Origin of the sequence: Pseudomonas sp. A014 (genome assembly GCF_052378495.1) — a bacterium.
In the GTDB taxonomy this organism is placed as follows: domain Bacteria; phylum Pseudomonadota; class Gammaproteobacteria; order Pseudomonadales; family Pseudomonadaceae; genus Aquipseudomonas; species Aquipseudomonas machongensis.
Genome location: NZ_CP199001.1, coordinates 1,283,317 through 1,300,639 on the forward strand (window position 1 = coordinate 1,283,317; position 17,323 = coordinate 1,300,639).

General features: G+C 61.4%; 18 protein-coding genes. 13 read left to right on the forward strand and 5 right to left on the reverse strand.

Annotated features, from left to right (window positions below; genetic code table 11):
* Positions 1-52: 52 nt before the first annotated feature.
* The 10 genes from rpoE to pdxJ all read left to right on the forward strand — a co-directional run bounded on the left by rpoE (position 53) and on the right by pdxJ (position 10,050).
* Positions 53-634, forward strand: a complete 582-nt coding sequence (gene rpoE / locus ACTYOL_RS06145; RefSeq protein ID WP_003252049.1) for an RNA polymerase sigma factor RpoE — start codon at positions 53-55, stop codon at positions 632-634.
* A 31-nt stretch (positions 635-665) separates the two neighbouring features.
* Positions 666-1,256, forward strand: coding sequence for a sigma-E factor negative regulatory protein (locus ACTYOL_RS06150; RefSeq protein ID WP_125930590.1), 591 nt, complete (start codon positions 666-668; stop codon positions 1,254-1,256).
* A 12-nt stretch (positions 1,257-1,268) separates the two neighbouring features.
* Positions 1,269-2,234, forward strand: a complete 966-nt coding sequence (locus tag ACTYOL_RS06155; RefSeq protein ID WP_444757671.1) for a MucB/RseB C-terminal domain-containing protein — start codon at positions 1,269-1,271, stop codon at positions 2,232-2,234.
* Positions 2,235-2,438: 204 nt separating this feature from the next.
* A complete protein-coding gene (locus ACTYOL_RS06160; RefSeq protein ID WP_371264425.1) occupies positions 2,439-3,842 on the forward strand; it encodes a DegQ family serine endoprotease in 1,404 nt (467 codons plus the stop codon).
* Positions 3,843-4,057: 215 nt separating this feature from the next.
* Entirely contained in the window at positions 4,058-5,857 is a 1,800-nt protein-coding gene (gene lepA, locus ACTYOL_RS06165; protein ID WP_054891836.1) for a translation elongation factor 4, read from the forward strand.
* A gap of 5 nt (positions 5,858-5,862) precedes the next feature.
* Positions 5,863-6,717 (forward strand): signal peptidase I, encoded by an 855-nt coding sequence (gene lepB, locus ACTYOL_RS06170; RefSeq protein ID WP_444757672.1) that lies wholly within the window; start codon positions 5,863-5,865, stop codon positions 6,715-6,717.
* 158 nt (positions 6,718-6,875) lie between these two features.
* Positions 6,876-7,565: a ribonuclease III gene (gene rnc, locus ACTYOL_RS06175; RefSeq protein WP_054891834.1), complete on the forward strand. Its 690-nt coding sequence runs from the start codon at positions 6,876-6,878 to the stop codon at positions 7,563-7,565.
* On the forward strand, positions 7,558-8,460 hold the full coding sequence (gene era, locus ACTYOL_RS06180; protein ID WP_054891833.1) for a GTPase Era: 903 nt from the start codon (positions 7,558-7,560) through the stop codon (positions 8,458-8,460). Before rnc ends, era begins: the two co-directional genes overlap by 8 nt.
* A gap of 122 nt (positions 8,461-8,582) precedes the next feature.
* Positions 8,583-9,266, forward strand: a complete 684-nt coding sequence (recO, locus tag ACTYOL_RS06185; protein WP_054891832.1) for a DNA repair protein RecO — start codon at positions 8,583-8,585, stop codon at positions 9,264-9,266.
* 61 nt (positions 9,267-9,327) lie between these two features.
* On the forward strand, positions 9,328-10,050 hold the full coding sequence (pdxJ, locus tag ACTYOL_RS06190; RefSeq protein ID WP_444758130.1) for a pyridoxine 5'-phosphate synthase: 723 nt from the start codon (positions 9,328-9,330) through the stop codon (positions 10,048-10,050).
* Positions 10,051-10,092: 42 nt separating this feature from the next.
* On the opposite strand, the gene ACTYOL_RS06195 is transcribed toward pdxJ, so the two are convergent.
* Both ACTYOL_RS06195 and ACTYOL_RS06200 read right to left on the reverse strand, forming a co-directional pair.
* A complete protein-coding gene (locus ACTYOL_RS06195; protein WP_444757673.1) occupies positions 10,093-11,478 on the reverse strand; it encodes a heavy metal sensor histidine kinase in 1,386 nt (461 codons plus the stop codon).
* A complete protein-coding gene (locus ACTYOL_RS06200) occupies positions 11,475-12,149 on the reverse strand; it encodes a heavy metal response regulator transcription factor (protein WP_151925358.1) in 675 nt (224 codons plus the stop codon). Before ACTYOL_RS06200 ends, ACTYOL_RS06195 begins: the two co-directional genes overlap by 4 nt.
* A 269-nt stretch (positions 12,150-12,418) precedes the next feature.
* Here ACTYOL_RS06200 and ACTYOL_RS06205 point away from each other — a divergent pair, with 269 nt between their 5' ends.
* A complete protein-coding gene (locus tag ACTYOL_RS06205; RefSeq protein ID WP_054891828.1) occupies positions 12,419-12,622 on the forward strand; it encodes a hypothetical protein in 204 nt (67 codons plus the stop codon).
* A 72-nt stretch (positions 12,623-12,694) separates the two neighbouring features.
* Here the strand turns inward: ACTYOL_RS06205 and cmoB are convergent, their stop codons facing one another.
* Both cmoB and cmoA read right to left on the reverse strand, forming a co-directional pair.
* Complete coding sequence (gene cmoB / locus ACTYOL_RS06210; protein ID WP_197893211.1) at positions 12,695-13,651, reverse strand: tRNA 5-methoxyuridine(34)/uridine 5-oxyacetic acid(34) synthase CmoB; 957 nt, start codon at positions 13,649-13,651, stop codon at positions 12,695-12,697.
* Positions 13,648-14,391: a carboxy-S-adenosyl-L-methionine synthase CmoA gene (gene cmoA / locus ACTYOL_RS06215; RefSeq protein ID WP_153773993.1), complete on the reverse strand. Its 744-nt coding sequence runs from the start codon at positions 14,389-14,391 to the stop codon at positions 13,648-13,650. The genes cmoB and cmoA overlap by 4 nt, the downstream gene beginning before the upstream one ends.
* A 258-nt stretch (positions 14,392-14,649) precedes the next feature.
* On the opposite strand from cmoA, the gene ACTYOL_RS06220 reads away from it, so the two are divergent.
* Both ACTYOL_RS06220 and ACTYOL_RS06225 read left to right on the forward strand, forming a co-directional pair.
* Positions 14,650-15,831, forward strand: a complete 1,182-nt coding sequence (locus ACTYOL_RS06220) for an alpha-xenorhabdolysin family binary toxin subunit A (RefSeq protein ID WP_444757674.1) — start codon at positions 14,650-14,652, stop codon at positions 15,829-15,831.
* A 1-nt stretch (position 15,832) separates the two neighbouring features.
* On the forward strand, positions 15,833-16,810 hold the full coding sequence (locus tag ACTYOL_RS06225; RefSeq protein WP_444757675.1) for an alpha-xenorhabdolysin family binary toxin subunit B: 978 nt from the start codon (positions 15,833-15,835) through the stop codon (positions 16,808-16,810).
* Positions 16,811-16,831: 21 nt separating this feature from the next.
* Here the strand turns inward: ACTYOL_RS06225 and ACTYOL_RS06230 are convergent, their stop codons facing one another.
* On the reverse strand, positions 16,832-17,224 hold the full coding sequence (locus tag ACTYOL_RS06230) for a protease inhibitor I42 family protein (RefSeq protein WP_054891823.1): 393 nt from the start codon (positions 17,222-17,224) through the stop codon (positions 16,832-16,834).
* Positions 17,225-17,323: the final 99 nt, after the last annotated feature.

Sequence of the window (17,323 nt, forward strand, 5' to 3'; positions counted from 1 at the left end):
AGCCTGAACGATGGCTGTCGCAACGCTCCTTTGAGTTCACTGAGGAGTGTTCATGCTAACCCAGGAAGAGGATCAGCAGCTTGTCGAGCGCGTGCAGCGCGGTGACAGGCGAGCGTTCGATCTGTTGGTGCTGAAGTATCAGCACAAGATTCTCGGGTTGATCGTGCGTTTTGTACACGACACCCATGAAGCGCAGGACGTGGCACAGGAAGCGTTCATCAAGGCCTATCGTGCGCTTGGCAACTTCCGCGGTGACAGTGCGTTCTACACGTGGCTGTACCGCATCGCCATCAACACGGCGAAGAATTACCTGGTGTCCCGTGGAAGACGGCCGCCAGACAGCGATGTGAGCTCCGAGGATGCGGAGTTCTACGACGGCGATCATGGTCTCAAGGATCTCGAGTCCCCAGAGCGCTCGTTGTTGCGGGATGAAATCGAAGGCACTGTCCATCGCACCATCCAGCAACTGCCCGAAGACCTGCGCACGGCACTGACCCTGCGCGAGTTCGACGGACTGAGTTACGAAGACATTGCGAGTGTCATGCAATGTCCAGTGGGTACCGTGCGCTCTCGAATCTTCCGCGCTCGGGAGGCCATAGACAAAGCCCTGCAACCCCTGTTGCAGGAAACCTGAGACAGCGGCGACAGCCAAGAGAGGAACCGCCATGAGTCGTGAAGCTTTGCAGGAATCGCTGTCCGCGGTAATGGATAACGAAGCGGACGAACTGGAATTACGTCGCGTGCTGAACGCGGTCGATGATGCCGAGACCCGTGCCACCTGGTCGCGTTACCAGGTCGCTCGCGCAGCCATGCACAAGGAACTGCTGCTGCCCAAGCTCGACATCGCCTCGGCCGTTTCGGCTGCGCTGGCCGATGAAGCTGTACCGGTCAAGGCCAAGCGTGGCCCGTGGCGCAGCATTGGCCGCCTGGCCGTTGCCGCCTCGGTGACCGTCGCTGTGCTGGCAGGCGTACGCCTGTACAACCAGGACGAGATCAACGGTGCGCAACTCGCTTCGCAGCAGCCTGTGCAGCAGGGCATCACCGTGCCACAGGCTCAGGGCCCAGCCGTTCTGGCAGGCTATAGTGAAAGCAGTGAGCAACCGACCGGTCCGATGGCCAACGGTGTGCTGCAGAATCAGGCTGGCTGGGATCAGCGTCTGCCAGGTTATCTGCGCCAGCACGCTCAGGAGTCTGCGCTGAAGGGCACCGAAACCGCTCTGCCTTATGCCCGCGCCGCCAGCCTGGAAAATCGCTAAGTAAGGAGGCTCATGCGCGCGCTACCTCTTCTGTCGCTGCTGCTCGGCAGTTGCATGACGGTGCCGGTATTGGCGGCCAACTCTTCGCCCGAGGCGAGCGAGTGGCTTAACAAGCTGGCACAGGCCGAGCAAGGGCAGAGTTACCAGGGTTCTTTCGTCTACGAACGTAACGGCAGTTTTTCTTCCCACGATATCTGGCATCGAGTCCAGGACGGCAAGGTCAGCGAGCGGCTGTTGCAGCTTGATGGCACCGCCCAGGAAATCGTGCGGGTCAATGGCAAGGTGCAGTGCGTCAGTGGTTCCCTGGTCAGCGGGGTCGGTACACCGCCCGATTCCGCCCCGCGTTTACTAGATCCTTTGAAGCTGATGAGCTGGTACGACCTGGGTGTGGCTGGCAAGGCCCGAATCGCCGGGCGCGACGCGGTGATCGTCACGCTCACGCCACGCGACCAGCACCGCTACGCCTTTGAGCTTCACCTGGATCGCCAGACCGGCCTGCCGCTGCGTTCGTTGATGCTCAACGACAAGGGGCAGTTGCTCGAGCGCTTCCAGATGACCCGCCTGGACACCGATGATGTGCCGACCGATCGCGACCTGCAGGCCAGTGCCGCGTGCAAGCCGGTGGAACGTCTTGCGGCGACCAAATCCGAAACAGTCGCTGGCTGGCGTTCCGACTGGCTGCCGCCGGGGTTCGAGTTGGTCAACAGTGCTATTCGCCGTGATCCGGAACGCAACAGTACCGTCAGCAGTCTGATGTACGACGATGGGCTGGCACGTTTTTCGGTCTTTCTCGAGCCGATCAAGGAAGACGCCGGTACCGACACCCGTGCGCAACTGGGGCCGACTGTCGCTGTTTCGCGGCATCTGAACACGCCCAAGGGCAAGGTCATGGTGACCGTGGTCGGAGAGATTCCGCTGGGCACTGCCGAGCGCGTGGCGCTGTCGATGCGCGCCCAGGATGTCCAGGCACGGCAATGACCGTCGCAGACCCTTCCTACAAGCTGCCAGGCATGCAGCTGACATGAAATTAAAGCATTGTCATTTGCAATCAACTGGTAAATTTCCTATAGGTCAGACTCCCTGGAGTCTGGCCTTTCCTGCATCTGCAGGGGCCCTTCTGCTAACTACGCTCGTTGTGACGGGAGCCGTATGTCAATACCACGCTTGAAAACCTACCTATCGATGTTCGCCGCCGTGCTGATGCTCGGCCAGGTGCTCACCGCCCAGGCCGAAGAAGCCCTGCCGGATTTCACCACCCTGGTCGAGCAGGCCTCGCCGGCAGTGGTCAACATCAGTACCAAGCAAAAGCTGCCGGACCGTCGCGTGGCCGCTGGGCAGATGCCCGATCTGGAAGGCCTGCCGCCGATGTTCCGCGAGTTTTTCGAGCGCAACATGCCGCAGCAGCCGCGTTCCCCGCGTGGCGGCGACCGCCAGCGTGAAGCGCAGTCCTTGGGCTCGGGCTTCATCATCTCCAGTGATGGCTATGTCCTGACCAACAACCATGTAGTTGCCGACGCCGACGAAATCATCGTCCGCCTGTCCGACCGCAGCGAGTTGCAGGCCAAGCTGGTCGGCACCGACCCGCGCACCGACGTGGCGCTGCTCAAGGTCGATGGCAAGAATCTGCCGACCGTCAAACTGGGCGATTCCGAGAAGCTGAAGGTCGGTGAGTGGGTGCTGGCCATTGGCTCGCCGTTCGGCTTCGATCATTCGGTGACCAAAGGTATCGTCAGCGCCAAGGGGCGCACCTTGCCCAACGACACCTATGTGCCGTTCATCCAGACCGACGTCGCGATCAACCCGGGTAACTCCGGCGGCCCGCTGTTCAACATGAAGGGCGAGGTCGTAGGTATCAACTCGCAGATCTTCACCCGCTCCGGCGGTTTCATGGGTCTGTCGTTCGCCATCCCGATCGACGTGGCGATCGATGTCTCGAACCAGTTGAAGAAAGACGGCAAGGTCAGTCGCGGCTGGCTCGGCGTGGTGATCCAGGAAGTGAACAAGGACCTGGCTGAATCCTTCGGGCTCGACAAGCCTGCCGGCGCCCTGGTGGCCCAGGTGCTGGAAAACGGTCCTGCGGCCAAGGGCGGCCTGCAGGTCGGTGACGTGATCCTGAGCATGAACGGCCAGCCGATCATCATGTCCGCAGACCTGCCACACCTGGTCGGCGGTCTCAAGGATGGCCAGAAAGCCAAGCTCGAAATCATTCGCGAAGGCAAGCGCCAGACCCTGGACATCACTGTCGGCGCACTCCCTGAAGACGATGCCGACATTGGCACCGGTGGTCAGGCCGGCGTGGAGCGCAACAGCAACCGCCTGGGCGTCTCCGTCGCCGACCTCAGCGACGAGCAGAAGAAGTCGCTCGAGCTCAAGGGCGGCGTGGTCATCAAGGAGGTTCAGGATGGCCCGGCTGCCCTTATTGGCCTGCGTCCGGGCGACGTTATCAGCCATCTGAACAACCAGGCGATCAGCTCGGCCAAGCAATTTACCGAGATCGCCAAGGACCTGCCGAAGAATCGTTCGGTATCGATGCGTGTGCTGCGACAAGGGCGCGCCAGCTTCATCACCTTCAAGTTGGCTGAATAGGCTGAGTGAAGGGTAGGAAAGGGCAGCTTCGGCTGCCCTTTTTCATGAGCGTGTCATGATTTTCTGTGGGAACATCAGCGAGCCGAGCAAATTCATGTCGCATTTGCAGGTGTGCGTGGCGATAGAGGAATCTCCCATATCCCTCCGGCTTGAGGTACAATTCCCGGCTATTTTTCCGCGGGCGTCCGGCTCGCAGCCTTTTCGAGTGTTGACCCGTGAGTGATTTGAGTCATATCCGCAATTTCTCCATCATCGCCCACATCGACCATGGCAAGTCGACGCTGGCCGACCGTTTCATCCAGATGTGCGGTGGCCTGACGGCGCGCGAAATGGAAGCCCAGGTCCTCGACTCCATGGACCTCGAGCGTGAACGCGGTATCACCATCAAGGCCCACAGTGTCACCCTGCATTACAAGGCGCAGGACGGCAAAACCTACCAGTTGAACTTCATCGATACCCCAGGCCACGTCGACTTCACCTATGAAGTCTCGCGTTCGCTGGCGGCGTGCGAGGGCGCGCTGCTGGTGGTCGATGCCGGCCAGGGCGTCGAGGCGCAATCGGTCGCCAACTGCTACACCGCCATCGAGCAGGGCCTCGAGGTCATGCCGGTACTGAACAAGATGGACCTGCCCCAGGCCGATCCGGACCGCGTCAAGGACGAGATCGAGAAGATCATCGGCATCGACGCCACCGACGCCGTGGCCTGCAGTGCCAAGAGCGGCATGGGCGTGGACGAGGTGCTCGAGCGCCTGGTACAGACTATCCCCGCGCCGGAAGGCGAGATCGACGCACCCTTGCAGGCGCTGATCATCGACTCCTGGTTCGACAACTACCTGGGCGTCGTGTCGCTGGTACGCGTGCGTCAGGGCCGGGTCAAGAAGGGCGACAAGATCCTGGTCAAGTCCACCGGCAAGGTGCACCTGGTCGACAGCGTCGGCGTCTTCACCCCGAAACACACCGCCACCGCCGATCTCAAGGCCGGTGAAGTGGGCTTCATCATCGCCAGCATCAAGGACATTCATGGCGCGCCGGTCGGCGACACCCTGACGCTGTCCTCGACCCCTGAGGTCGAAGTGCTGCCAGGCTTCAAGAAGATCCAGCCGCAGGTGTACGCCGGCCTGTTCCCGGTCAGTTCCGACGATTTCGAGGACTTCCGCGACGCCCTGCAGAAGCTGACGCTCAACGACTCGTCGCTGCAGTACATGCCGGAAAGCTCCGATGCACTGGGCTTCGGCTTCCGTTGCGGCTTCCTCGGCATGCTGCACATGGAGATCATCCAGGAGCGCCTGGAGCGCGAATACGACCTGGACCTGATCACCACGGCACCAAGCGTGATCTACGAGCTGGAGCTCAAGACCGGCGAAACCATCGTCGTCGACAACCCGTCGAAGCTGCCGGATGTCTCGGCGGTCGCCGATTTCCGCGAGCCGATCGTCACCGCGACCATCCTCGTGCCGCAGGAGCACCTGGGCAACGTCATCACCCTGTGCATCGAGAAGCGTGGCGTTCAGCGTGACATGCAGTTCCTCGGCAGCCAGGTGCAGGTGCGCTACGACATGCCGATGAACGAAGTGGTGCTGGACTTCTTCGACCGTCTCAAATCCACCAGCCGCGGCTACGCCTCGCTGGACTATCATTTCGATCGCTACCAGTCGGCCAACCTGGTCAAGCTGGACGTGCTGATCAACGGCGACAAGGTCGATGCCCTGGCATTGATCGTGCATCGTGACAACGCGGCCTACAAAGGTCGTGCGTTGACCGAGAAGATGAAGGAACTGATTCCTCGGCAGATGTTCGACGTGGCGATCCAGGCAGCTATCGGCGGCCAGATCATTGCGCGGACCACTGTCAAGGCGCTCAGAAAGAACGTACTGGCTAAGTGCTATGGCGGTGACGTCAGCCGTAAGAAGAAACTGCTGGAGAAGCAGAAGGCCGGTAAGAAACGCATGAAGCAGGTGGGCAACGTGGAGATCCCACAGGAAGCCTTCCTCGCTGTGCTCAGGTTGGATAGCTAGGTCCTATGTCGCTAAATTTCCCGCTGTTGCTAGTCATCGCCGTTGCTGTCTGCGGTCTGTTGGGTCTGATCGATCTGCTGTTCCTGGCTCCGCGCCGGCGAGCGGCGATCGCCAACTACCAGGGTAGCGTCAGCCAGCCCGAAGTTGCGGTGGTCGAACGCCTGAACAAGGAGCCGTTGCTGGTCGAGTACGGCAAGTCGTTCTTCCCGGTGTTGTTCATCGTGCTGGTGCTGCGCTCGTTCCTGGTCGAACCCTTCCAGATCCCGTCGGGATCCATGAAGCCGACCCTGGAAGTGGGCGACTTCATCCTGGTGAACAAGTTCTCCTACGGCATCCGCCTGCCGGTGATCGACAAGAAGGTCATCGAGGTCGGTGACCCGCAGCGCGGGGACGTCATGGTGTTCCGCTACCCGAGTGACCCGAACGTCAACTACATCAAGCGTGTGGTTGGCCTGCCGGGCGACCGGATCCGCTACACCAACGAGAAGCACCTGTACGTCAACGACCAACTGGTCGCCGAGCAACTGGTGGGCACCGAAGCCGGATCGTTGGGCAGTGCCGAGCTGTACAAGGAGAAGCTGGGCGAAGCCGAGCACCTGATCCGCAAGGAGATGAGCCGCTACCGCATGCCGCCGGACCAGCAGTGGACCGTGCCTGCCGGGCATTACTTCATGATGGGCGACAACCGCGACAACTCCAACGACAGCCGCTACTGGGACGATCCGAGCATCCCGCGCGAGCTGCAGGGCATGGTCCCGGACCGCAACATCGTCGGCAAGGCCTTCGCAGTCTGGATGAGCTGGCCCGAGCCCAAGCTCAGCCACCTCCCCAACCTGTCGCGGGTCGGCCTGATCCATTGATACCCTTCGGCGCTGTCAACAGACAGCGCCGAATGCATTTCTGACATAGGCTGTGTTCTCAGGGATGGGTAAATTCGCCGCTGCACGACGGCGTGACACAGCCAAACAGTCTTTCAGGATGTTGATTTGAACGCGTTTAACAACGAAGGGGTGGCTGCATGAGCGCTTCCCTCGAACGCCTGGAGCGCAAGCTCGGCTATACCTTCAAGAACCAGGATCAGATGCTCCTGGCACTCACGCATCGCAGTTATGCCGGGCGCAACAACGAGCGCCTGGAATTTCTCGGTGATGCGATTCTCAACTTCGTGGCGGGCGAGGCGCTGTTCGAGCGCTTCCCCCAGGCTCGCGAAGGCCAGTTGTCGCGCCTGCGCGCACGGCTGGTCAAGGGTGAGACCCTGGCCCGCCTGGCCCGCGGCTTCGACCTGGGCGACTATCTGCGCCTGGGCTCGGGCGAACTCAAGAGCGGTGGTTTTCGCCGTGAATCCATTCTTGCCGATGCACTCGAAGCGCTGATCGGGGCGATCTATCTGGACGCCGACATGCAGACCGCCCGCGAGCGCATTCTCGCCTGGCTGGCCGGCGAGTTCGATGGGTTGACGCTGGTCGACACCAACAAAGACCCCAAGACCCGTCTGCAGGAGTATCTGCAGTCGCGTGCCTGCGAACTGCCGCGCTACGAAGTGGTGGATATCCAGGGCGAACCTCATTGCCGCACCTTCTTCGTCGAATGCGAAGTGGTGCTGCTGAACAACAAGAGCCGTGGTCAGGGCGTGAGCCGGCGTATCGCCGAGCAGGTCGCCGCTGCCGCTGCACTGATCGCCTTGGGCGTGGAGAATGGCAATGACTGAGAACAATCCGACCCGCTGCGGTTACGTGGCCATCGTCGGCCGCCCCAACGTGGGCAAGTCCACGCTGCTCAACCACATCCTCGGGCAGAAGCTGGCGATCACTTCGCGCAAGCCGCAGACCACCCGTCACAACATGCTCGGCATCAAGACCGAAGGTGATGTGCAGGCGATCTACGTCGACACCCCCGGTATGCACAAGGCCAACGACAAGGCCTTGAACCGCTACATGAACCGCAACGCCTCGGCAGCGCTCAAGGATGTCGACGTGGTGATCTTCGTGGTCGACCGCACTCGCTGGACCGACGAGGACCAGTTGGTGCTCGAGCGTGTGCAGTACGTCACCGGCCCGCTCATCATCGCGGTCAACAAGACCGACCGCATGGAAGAGAAGGCCGAGTTGATCCCGCATCTGCAGTGGTTGCAGGAGCAACTGCCGAACGCCGAAGTGATGCCGATCTCGGCTCAGCAGGGGCACAATCTGGACGCCCTGGAAGCCCAGATCGCCAAGCACCTGCCGGAAAACGACCACTTCTTCCCGGAAGACCAGATCACCGACCGCAGCAGCCGCTTCCTGGCAGCCGAACTGGTACGCGAGAAAATCATGCGCCAGCTCGGCGCCGAGCTGCCGTACCAGATCACCGTCGAGATCGAAGAATTCAAACAGCAGGGGCATGTCCTGCACATCCACGCCCTGATCCTGGTCGAGCGTGACGGCCAGAAGAAGATCATCATCGGCGACAAGGGCGAGCGTATCAAACGCATTGGTTCCGAGGCCCGCAAGGACATGGAGGTGTTGTTCGACTCCAAGGTCATGCTCAACCTCTGGGTCAAGGTCAAGGGCGGCTGGTCCGATGACGAACGCGCCCTGCGTTCGCTGGGTTACGGCGACCTGTAGCGTCAACCGCGAATCTGCCCCAACCTGTGGGAGCGGGTTTACCCGCGAATGCGATAGTGGATTCACTGATGCATTCGCAGGTAAACCCGCTCCCACAGTCATGTTTGCCACCTGAGATATCCATGGACCAACCCACCCCGCAACCCGCCTACGTCCTGCACAGCCGCGCCTACAAGGAAACCAGCGCGTTGGTGGACTTCTTTACCGCCCAAGGCCGTGTGCGGGCGGTGTTGCGGCGCGCGCGGGGCAAGGGCGGTAGCCCGGTGCGCCCTTTCGTGCCGCTGGAAGTCGAGTTACGCGGGCGGGGCGAGTTGAAGAACGTCGGTCGGTTGGATACGGTCGGCCTTGCCGGGTGGCTGCACGGCGACGCGCTGTTCAGCGGTCTGTATCTCAACGAGTTGCTGATGCGCCTGCTCCCTGCCGAAGCGCCGTTTCCTGCTCTGTTCGAGCATTACACCCTGACCCTCGAGGCGCTGGCTGCCGGCCGCCCGCTGGAGCCGCTGCTGCGGGCCTTCGAATGGCGTCTGCTGGACGAGCTGGGCTATGCCTTCTCGCTGACCCACGACGTGAACGATGATGCGGTCGTCGCTGAGGGGCGCTATCGGCTCCAGGTGGACGCGGGGCTGGAGCGGGTCGAGCTGTTTCAGCCTGGGCTGTTCAGTGGTACGGAGCTGTTGGCCCTGGCCGATGCCGACTGGGATGCCCCGGGCGCGCTGCTTGCGGCCAAGCGCCTGATGCGTCAGGCGCTGGCCGTCCACCTGGGGCCCAAGCCACTGGTCAGCCGGGAACTGTTTCGCAAGCGTTGAGCACGTCGTATGCTGTGGGGCTCAATCTTCAGGAGAGCCTTTCGTGACTCACAGCAACCGCATGCTTCTCGGCGTCAACATCGATCACGTGGCCACTCTGCGCCAGGCCCGGGGCACCCGCTATCCGGACCCGGTCAAGGCCGCGCTGGACGCCGAGGAAGCGGGTGCCGACGGTATTACCGTGCATTTGCGCGAAGACCGCCGGCACATCCAGGAGCGTGATGTGCTGCTGCTCAAGGACGTGCTGCAAACGCGCATGAACTTCGAGATGGGCGTCACCGAAGAGATGATGCTTTTCGCCGAGAAGATCCGTCCGGCACACATCTGCCTGGTGCCCGAGACCCGCCAGGAGCTGACCACCGAAGGTGGCCTGGACGTGGCAGGCCAGGAGGCGCGGATCAAGGCTGCAGTGGAGCGCCTGGCGCGCACCGGCGCCGAGGTGTCGCTGTTCATCGATGCCGACGAACGGCAGATCGACGCGTCGCGTCGCGTGGGCGCGCCGGCCATCGAGTTGCATACTGGTCGCTATGCCGATGCACAGACCCCGACCGAGGTAGCCGAGGAGCTCAAGCGTATCGTCGACGGCGTGGCCTTTGGCGTGGGGCAGGGGCTGATCGTCAATGCCGGGCATGGCCTGCACTACCATAACGTCGAAGCAGTGGCGGCGATCAAGGGGATCAATGAGCTGAACATCGGCCATGCCCTGGTGGCCCATGCACTGTTCGTCGGCTTCAAGGCGGCGGTGGCAGAAATGAAGGCCTTGATCGTGGCGGCTTCGCGTTGATATTGGGGCGGTCTCGCGGGCTTGCTCGCGAAGCCGCCGCCATCACTCGGCCTGAAACACCAGGCTGAACCGAGTCGGTCCTTGCGCTGCGCTGCTGACCTCGACCCGGCCTCCATGCAGTTGCATGATCGATTTCACGATCGCCAGCCCCAGCCCTGTACCACCCTCCAGACGCGAGCGACCACAGCCGGCCCGGTAGAAGCGCTCGAACAGATGCGCCAGGTGCGCCTCGTCAATCCCCGCGCCCTGGTTCTGCACCCACAACCAGACCTGGTCCTGGCGCCGCTCGATCCCCAGTTCGATCACCTGGCCCTGTGGGCTATGGCGGATGGCATTGCTCAGCAGATTCGACAGCGCTCGCTGGAACATCAATCGGTCGGCCAAGGCCGTGCCCCAGCCGTGTGCCCGTAGCTCGATTCCTTTCAGTTCGGCGCTGAAGTCGAACAGCTCCATCACCCGTGCGGTTTCATCGGCCAGGGACAGTGGCTTGAGCATGGCCAGTGCCTGGGGTTGGCTGACCTGGGCCAGGAACAGCATGTCATTGATGATGCGGTTCAGGCGGGTGAGCTCCTCGACGCTGTCCTCCAGCGCCTCGCGGTAGCGGTTGCCGTCGCGCTCGCGGGACAAGGTGACCTGGGCCTTGCCCATCAGGTTGCCGATGGGGGTGCGCAGTTCGTGGGCCAGGTCGTCGGAGAACTGCGACAGCTGGCGAACACCCTGGTCGAGGCGATCGAGCATGATGTTGATGCTGCCGGCCAGCTCCGCGAGTTCCTGGGGCAGGCCACTGGTCGGCAGTCGATGCGCCAGGTCGTGCGCGCAGATCTGCCCGGCGATACGGCGGAATCGGCGCAGGGGGGCGAGCCCACGCTGCACCAGTTTCCAGGCACCGATGCCGATCAGCAGCAAGAGTATCGGCAGCGCCAGCAAGGTCGAGTTCAGGTAGGCCTGGAGCAGCGCATTGTCGTCGGCGCGGTCCAGCGACATCATGACTCGCACCGGCTGGTCGTCGCGCAGGCGCATCAACTGGGTGACGGTGAGGATCTGCCGCCCGTCGCTGTCACGCCATTGCGTGAAGCTTGGCTGCTGCCCCGCGGGTAGCTGGCGCAACGCCTGCGCCTCCAGTGCCGGGCCCAGGCTCAGCAGCGACGGGTGCCGTCCATTGATCGCCAGCACATTGAGACTGAGGTTGTCGTGCCCCATCACCAGGTCGAGCAGGGGATGAGCGCGGGCGCCGAGGTCGTCGCTGCGCAGATCCACCCGCAGGTTGTGCTCGACTTGCAGCATCTTGCGCGCCAGGTCGCGACGGGCGCGGCTGTCCAGTTCGTGGTCGAGGGCAAACACTGCCAGGCAGGCCAGCAGCAGTACCAGCGCGGCGCCCATCAGGGTGACCGAAAGCCCGAGGCGCAGCGACAGGGTACGGCCCTTCACGCGCGTGCCTCGAGCACGTACCCCACGCCGCGCAAGGTGTGTATGAGCTTGTGCTCGAAGGGGTCGTCGATCTTCGCCCGCAGACGGCGGATCGACACCTCGACCACATTGGTGTCGCAGTCGAAGTTCATGTCCCACACCAGCGAGATGATTTGCGTGCGTGAGAGCACCTCGCCGCTCTGGCGCATCAGCAGATGCAGCAGGGTGAACTCCTTGGCGGTCAGGTCGATGCGCTGGCCGCCGCGCCAGGCGCGATGACGGCCGGGATCGAGTTCGAGATCGGCGACCTTCAGGGTGTCTGGTTGCAGATGCTGATCGTTGCGCCGCAGCAGGCTGCGGATTCGCGCCAGCAGTTCCGGAAACTCGAAAGGCTTGAGCAGATAGTCGTCGGCGCCCAGGTCCAGGCCCTTGACCCGGTCGGCCAGGCGACCATGGGCGGTGAGCATCATGATCCGAGTCGACGATTCGGCGCGCAGGCGCTGTAGCACGCCCCAGCCATCGAGCTCGGGCAGATTGACGTCGAGGATCACCAGATCGTAGCTGTGCTGGCGCGCCAGGTGCAGGCCGTCGGTGCCCGTGTATGCGCAATCGACCACGTAGCCGTTTTCGCGTAGGCCCTGCTGCAGGTAGTCGGCGGTACGGGGTTCGTCCTCGATGATCAATAGGCGCATGGTGGGCTCTGTGGAGTTGAAAGGGCGCGATTCTCAAGCCTGTAGGGGCTTTAGGGTCAAGCTGCAGGATGTTACGGCATGAGAATGCGTTGTCGGCGCAGATAACCGATTTGTAATGCGGGCGTCATCTGGCTGCCTGTTTGGGGCCCTTCGCTTGGAAACACCGCCCGCAGGACCACATTGCAAGACTGTAATGCCGGGCTCACCTTGGCGTTAGCTGCCGCTGGCTAGGATGGCGCTGTCTGAACGGTGATCATGAGGCAAGCACGATGAACCTGATCAAATATCTGCTGCTGGCGACCCTCGCGATGGGCAGCACCAGCGTTTTCGCCGAAGGTGGCGCGGAGCGTTCACAGCAGTTCGTGGATACCTTTCTCAAGGAGCAGGAGCGGCTGTTCGGCGACCGGCAGCAAGTGCTGGTCAAACGTGAGCGCCAGGCGCAGGAGACGGCCCGTGAGGTAGCCAAGGACTAGCGGTAGTCAGGCACCGGCGCTGCGACAGCTCCTCGCTGCTGGTGAACTTGGGCGCCCTTCGGGGCGCTTTTTTTATTTACGCGCCAGGAGCGTGGCGCGGCGGGGGGCCGGGAGGCCTTCGATGGTCTTGCTGTGGTCGTTCGGGTCGAGGAAATCGGCCAGCGACTGATAACGCATCCAGTCGGTGCTGCGCTGCTCCTCGACGCTGGTGACGCTTACATCCACGCAGCGTACATCGCTGAAGCCGGCGCGGCGCAGCCAGCGCTCCAGCGCGGGTACCGACGGCAGGAACCAGACGTTGCGCATCTGTGCGTAGCGGTCCTCGGGCACCAGCACGTGCTGCTCATCGCCCTCGACCACCAAGGTTTCCAGCACCAGCTCCCCGCCTTTGACCAGGCAGTCCTTGAGCGCCAGCAAATGCTCGATGGGGGATCGACGGTGATAGAACACGCCCATCGAGAACACGGTGTCGAAGCCTTCGAGGTTGGCGGGCAGTTCTTCCAGGGCGAAGGGCAGGTGCCAGGCGGGCAGGTCTGGCAGGTATTTTTGCACCGCCTGGAACTGGCAGAAGAACAGCCAGTTCGGGTCGACACCGACCACCATGTCGGCACCAGCGCCGAGCATGCGCCACTGGTAGTAGCCGTTGCCGCAGCCGACATCAAGCACGCGTTTGCCCTTGAGGTTCAGGTGCGGACCGACACGCGACCACTTCCAGTCCGAGCGCCATTCGGTGTCCACGTGCACACCGAACAGGTCGAACGGCCCCTTGCGCCACGGCGAGAGCCCCATCAGCGCCTGGTACACCTGAGCACGGGTGGCGTCATCGCAATTGCTGTCCAGACGCAATCCGTCGACCAGGTCGATTTTCTCGGGCGTCAGGTCAGGCAGCGCATCCAGGGCGCCGCGCCAGCGCTCGAGGTCGCCATGGCCCTTCTCCAGCTTGGTGTCGAGTTGTGCTTGCAGCCCCAGGGACCAGGAAGCCAGTGGCGTGCCCGTCAGACGGCGGACGAGGGGAGACAGATCGATCATGGCAGGGCTATCAGCGAGGCGAAATTGAGGCATTGGAACCAGGGTACGACTTTCGAGAAGCCGGCGGCGTGGAGGCGCTCCTGGTGGGCTTGCAGGGTGTCGGGCTTCATCACGTGCTCGATGGCGCTGCGCTTCTGGGCGATTTCCAGATCGCTGTAGCCATTGGCACGCTTGAAGTCCAGGTGCAGGTCGTTGAGCAGGTCCTGTTCCTGTACGTCGTCGAAGCGCAGTTTCTCGGACAGGATCAGCGCGCCACCCGGCAGCAGGGCTTGGTGAATGCGTGCGAGCAGAGCCAGGCGCTGCTCAGGGGCAATGAATTGCAGGGTGAAGTTCATCGCCACCACCGAGGCGGGCTCGAAGGGCAGGGCAAGGATGTCGGCTTCGATTACCTGCACTGGCAGCAGTTCCTGGAACATCGAGTCCTGTGCGGTGAGGTACTGGCGGCAGCGTTCGACCATGGCTGCTGAGTTGTCCACCGCGATCACCCGGCAACCGTCGTGGCGCACATGGCGGCGCAGCGACTGGGTCACGGCGCCCAGCGAGGCGCCAAGATCGTACAGCGCGGTGTGGGGTTGAGCGAAGCGTGCGGCGAGCACGCCGAGGTTCTCGACAATGGTCGGGTAGCCGGGTACCGAGCGCTTGATCATGTCCGGGAACACACGCACCACGTCCTCGTTGAAGACGAAGTCGGGCACCTGCTCCAGGGGTTGGGCGAAAAGGCGGTCGGGGTCTTGGCTCACAGTGGGCTCGGGAACAGACAAAGGCGACATTCTAGCCAAGCCATGCGGTGCTGCATACCGGGAGTGCGGCCAGTGATCGGTGGGTCTGGGAAGAAAGTGGTGACTCGAAAGAGCTGTATTTCTGCCAAGTGGAAGCGAATTGGATGTCACCAAGCCAAGTCTAGAGCCACGGAAGACGAGTGGGGCGCGACGTATGGTGAGGCTTGCTCTGCGCTGTACTGGCGGAGCACCTCATCCGACCCTCAAAGGACGATCACTATGGAAGTGCTAGAGAATGAGTCGTTAGCAACTCTCGACCCGCAGCTGAAAGCAGAGCTGATACCTCTGCAATACATCGAGACGATCAGCGATCCGATAAAGACTGACCAGCAACCTGGGTTGATCTTCAGCCGCGAAAACCTGCTGGTGATCAAACGCTACGTCAAGGCCGTGGATTCGTTTCCGGGCGCATCGGAGCCAATCAGCGAGTGGATCGACTTCGTGAAGCTGGGCCTGGATGGCGAGGGGGTTAGTAGTTTTATCTCCGACTTGAACCAGCATGCCGAAGGGTGGGAGCCATTAGAGCGCGAAACTCAAGCCCTTAGCGTGAAACTGGAAAATTTCGCGCAGACGTTCGCCACCGAAGGCGCGCTGCTCGTGAGTGAAATCCGCAGTATGCACGGCAATAGTCTCTCCGATATCGAGGATGCGGTGTTGGAGCAACTGGAGACAGTACCGCTTGATGAAAACGAACGTACGCTTAAGGCTGAATCCATCCTCGGCGCGATCGAGGATATCAAAGAGCTGATCGACAGGATGTCGAGGGATATTGATCAGGTTCAAACGCGTGCAGATCGCTTCTATAAGGATGTCGAAGATATTTTGCTGCCAAAGTTGGCAGGGCTGGATTCGACGCTTGACATTGCCGGTGCCGGCGAGAGGGCAGCAGCGCTTGCAGACAACTTGCGAGTATTGGACCAGGAAATCGAGTATCAGTCTTCGATCATTCTCGGCTTCACGGGCTATACCCTGTTTGGGCTGACATTTTCGCCCCTGGGGGTTGGGCTAACCTATTCGCTGTTCGGTGATCAGGCAAAGTCTGCGAAACAAGATAAGCAGAAGCTGCTGGAACGTCGCGAAGCGCTGGTGATGGAGATGCAATCGTTTACCCCGCAGTTGGCGAACCTGGCCACACTGTCGGGTCTGCTCAATGACATCAAGAGCCGACTCAAAGAGGTCAATACGGCCGCCTGGAACCTGCGTTACGTTATCCGCACCTTGAGTGACCATACAAAAGTCTCGAGTGAGGAACTTGACCTGCTCGATACCAATGTCAGCGTGGAACGATTTGCGCGTCGGATCGATCGTGTGGTCCGCCCGTGGCACAAGATTGGCAATATTTCGCACGAGTTGGCATTGATTTTTAACGACGTCATGAAAAGTTTTAATCAGGAGAATTGATATGGATATTAGCAGCCCGATGCTTGTGAAGTACCCCGATGTGTCTGCAATGCGATTGATGCAAGGTGAAATTTCCAAGTTTGTGAATATGCAGGCAAAACATCTGAGCTCGTCTATCCGGGAGAACGTCTCGGATTTGCTGAGGCTGCTCAGGGAGTGCGACGCTCAAATGAAAGACCAGGTATTGAGTGCCACGCTCAATCTTGCGCACCAGAATTGGTCGGAGATAAATGCCGCAGCCGTGAGTTCGCAAAATGGCCAGAACCAAGGCATCAAGAAAGATATCGAAGACGAGCTGGTGCGTCTGCGGGGTCGATTGAAGGCGTCGTTGCAGGTGTTGGGCCAGCGAGTCAGCGCAATACAGGTTTATCGCCTGTCGGAATTGGAGGAGCGCCGTTCACAGCTGGCAGGGACCAAGGAACGTATGCAAGCCAGTGTCGACCACCTGCTGGAAGTGGTTGCAGGCATGGAGCGTCAAAAGAACGAGCTGGACCAGATCATCAAGACGTTCGAAGTGCCAACGCTGTTCAGTACTATCAAGGGCATGATTCCGACAGAGGAGGAAGTGGACCTGTTGATGAGCAGCATCAAGAACCCCACGGTGAGCCCTGAACTGGTGAAGGCAGCCGTCAAGAAGTTCGAGGCCAATCTGGATGTCATAGGCGAAGGACGCAAGTTCTCGGATCTTGTGTCAGCCCGGGCGACGTGTGTAGGGCAGATTGCCGAACAGCGACAGGCATTGTCGTCGTTGCAGAGTTTGTTGCAACAGGCTGTTCAAGAACATGACGAACTGGTCACTGCTGGCAATGTCGACAGTTGGCGTGATCGCTGGGTACTGGAAGCCCAAAAGCTGACGACGACTTGGCAGAGCCATCAGGCTGCTGCACAACAGGCGACTGAATTGGGCACGCTTGGCAATGCCCTCATGGCGTTGTCCGTCTACCTGGCGGAGGTACGCCGCAACTTCGAGACCGTCTGAGCGCACGCATCGCTCCAGGTTTCAACGCACGGTTATCTGGCACTCGAAGGTTTGTACGGGCGCGACCTCAGGGGCCCAGGGTTGTTGGTAGATCAGGGCAAGCGTGGCAGTACCCTCGGCCTTGGCCTGGAAGCGCCAGTTTGAAAGACCTGCACTGCCAACGATACCGGCCTCTTCCGGAGTGCTGTATACCTCTGGGCCCAGGCTGCGTAGCACGCTTGAGGCTGGGTCCTTGAGCGTCCAGCGATAGCCGGTGGAAGGGTTGCTGGCCAGCGACAGCGATAGAGTCTGACCGACCTGCAGGCGCTTGGGACATTCGCTGTCGGCATCCAGCTCGACGGTTTGCCGCGGTTGCTGCGCGCAGGCGGCGAGCAAGCTGAGACTCAAGGGGAGCAGCAGGCGGGAGAGGGTCATGGTGGCTCCTGAGGCGGACGATGGCCTGAGGATAACCGATGCGCTTGTGTATGTGGGGCTCTGAGGGGCCATCGCGGGCTTGCCCTGCGATGGCCCCTC

What these genes read in the sequence shown, in the direction of transcription:
- rpoE (WP_003252049.1), top strand. Translation starts at nt 53, where the DNA reads ATGCTAACCCAGGAAGAGGATCAGCAGCTTGTCGAGCGCGTGCAGCGC.
- ACTYOL_RS06150 (WP_125930590.1), top strand. Translation starts at nt 666, where the DNA reads ATGAGTCGTGAAGCTTTGCAGGAATCGCTGTCCGCGGTAATGGATAAC.
- ACTYOL_RS06155 (WP_444757671.1), top strand. Translation starts at nt 1,269, where the DNA reads ATGCGCGCGCTACCTCTTCTGTCGCTGCTGCTCGGCAGTTGCATGACG.
- ACTYOL_RS06160 (WP_371264425.1), top strand. Translation starts at nt 2,439, where the DNA reads ATGTTCGCCGCCGTGCTGATGCTCGGCCAGGTGCTCACCGCCCAGGCC.
- lepB (WP_444757672.1), top strand. Translation starts at nt 5,863, where the DNA reads ATGTCGCTAAATTTCCCGCTGTTGCTAGTCATCGCCGTTGCTGTCTGC.
- rnc (WP_054891834.1), top strand. Translation starts at nt 6,876, where the DNA reads ATGAGCGCTTCCCTCGAACGCCTGGAGCGCAAGCTCGGCTATACCTTC.
- era (WP_054891833.1), top strand. Translation starts at nt 7,558, where the DNA reads ATGACTGAGAACAATCCGACCCGCTGCGGTTACGTGGCCATCGTCGGC.
- recO (WP_054891832.1), top strand. Translation starts at nt 8,583, where the DNA reads ATGGACCAACCCACCCCGCAACCCGCCTACGTCCTGCACAGCCGCGCC.
- pdxJ (WP_444758130.1), top strand. Translation starts at nt 9,328, where the DNA reads ATGCTTCTCGGCGTCAACATCGATCACGTGGCCACTCTGCGCCAGGCC.
- ACTYOL_RS06200 (WP_151925358.1), bottom strand. Translation starts at nt 12,149, where the DNA reads ATGCGCCTATTGATCATCGAGGACGAACCCCGTACCGCCGACTACCTG.
- ACTYOL_RS06205 (WP_054891828.1), top strand. Translation starts at nt 12,419, where the DNA reads ATGAACCTGATCAAATATCTGCTGCTGGCGACCCTCGCGATGGGCAGC.
- cmoB (WP_197893211.1), bottom strand. Translation starts at nt 13,651, where the DNA reads ATGATCGATCTGTCTCCCCTCGTCCGCCGTCTGACGGGCACGCCACTG.
- ACTYOL_RS06220 (WP_444757674.1), top strand. Translation starts at nt 14,650, where the DNA reads ATGGAAGTGCTAGAGAATGAGTCGTTAGCAACTCTCGACCCGCAGCTG.
- ACTYOL_RS06225 (WP_444757675.1), top strand. Translation starts at nt 15,833, where the DNA reads ATGGATATTAGCAGCCCGATGCTTGTGAAGTACCCCGATGTGTCTGCA.
- ACTYOL_RS06230 (WP_054891823.1), bottom strand. Translation starts at nt 17,224, where the DNA reads ATGACCCTCTCCCGCCTGCTGCTCCCCTTGAGTCTCAGCTTGCTCGCC.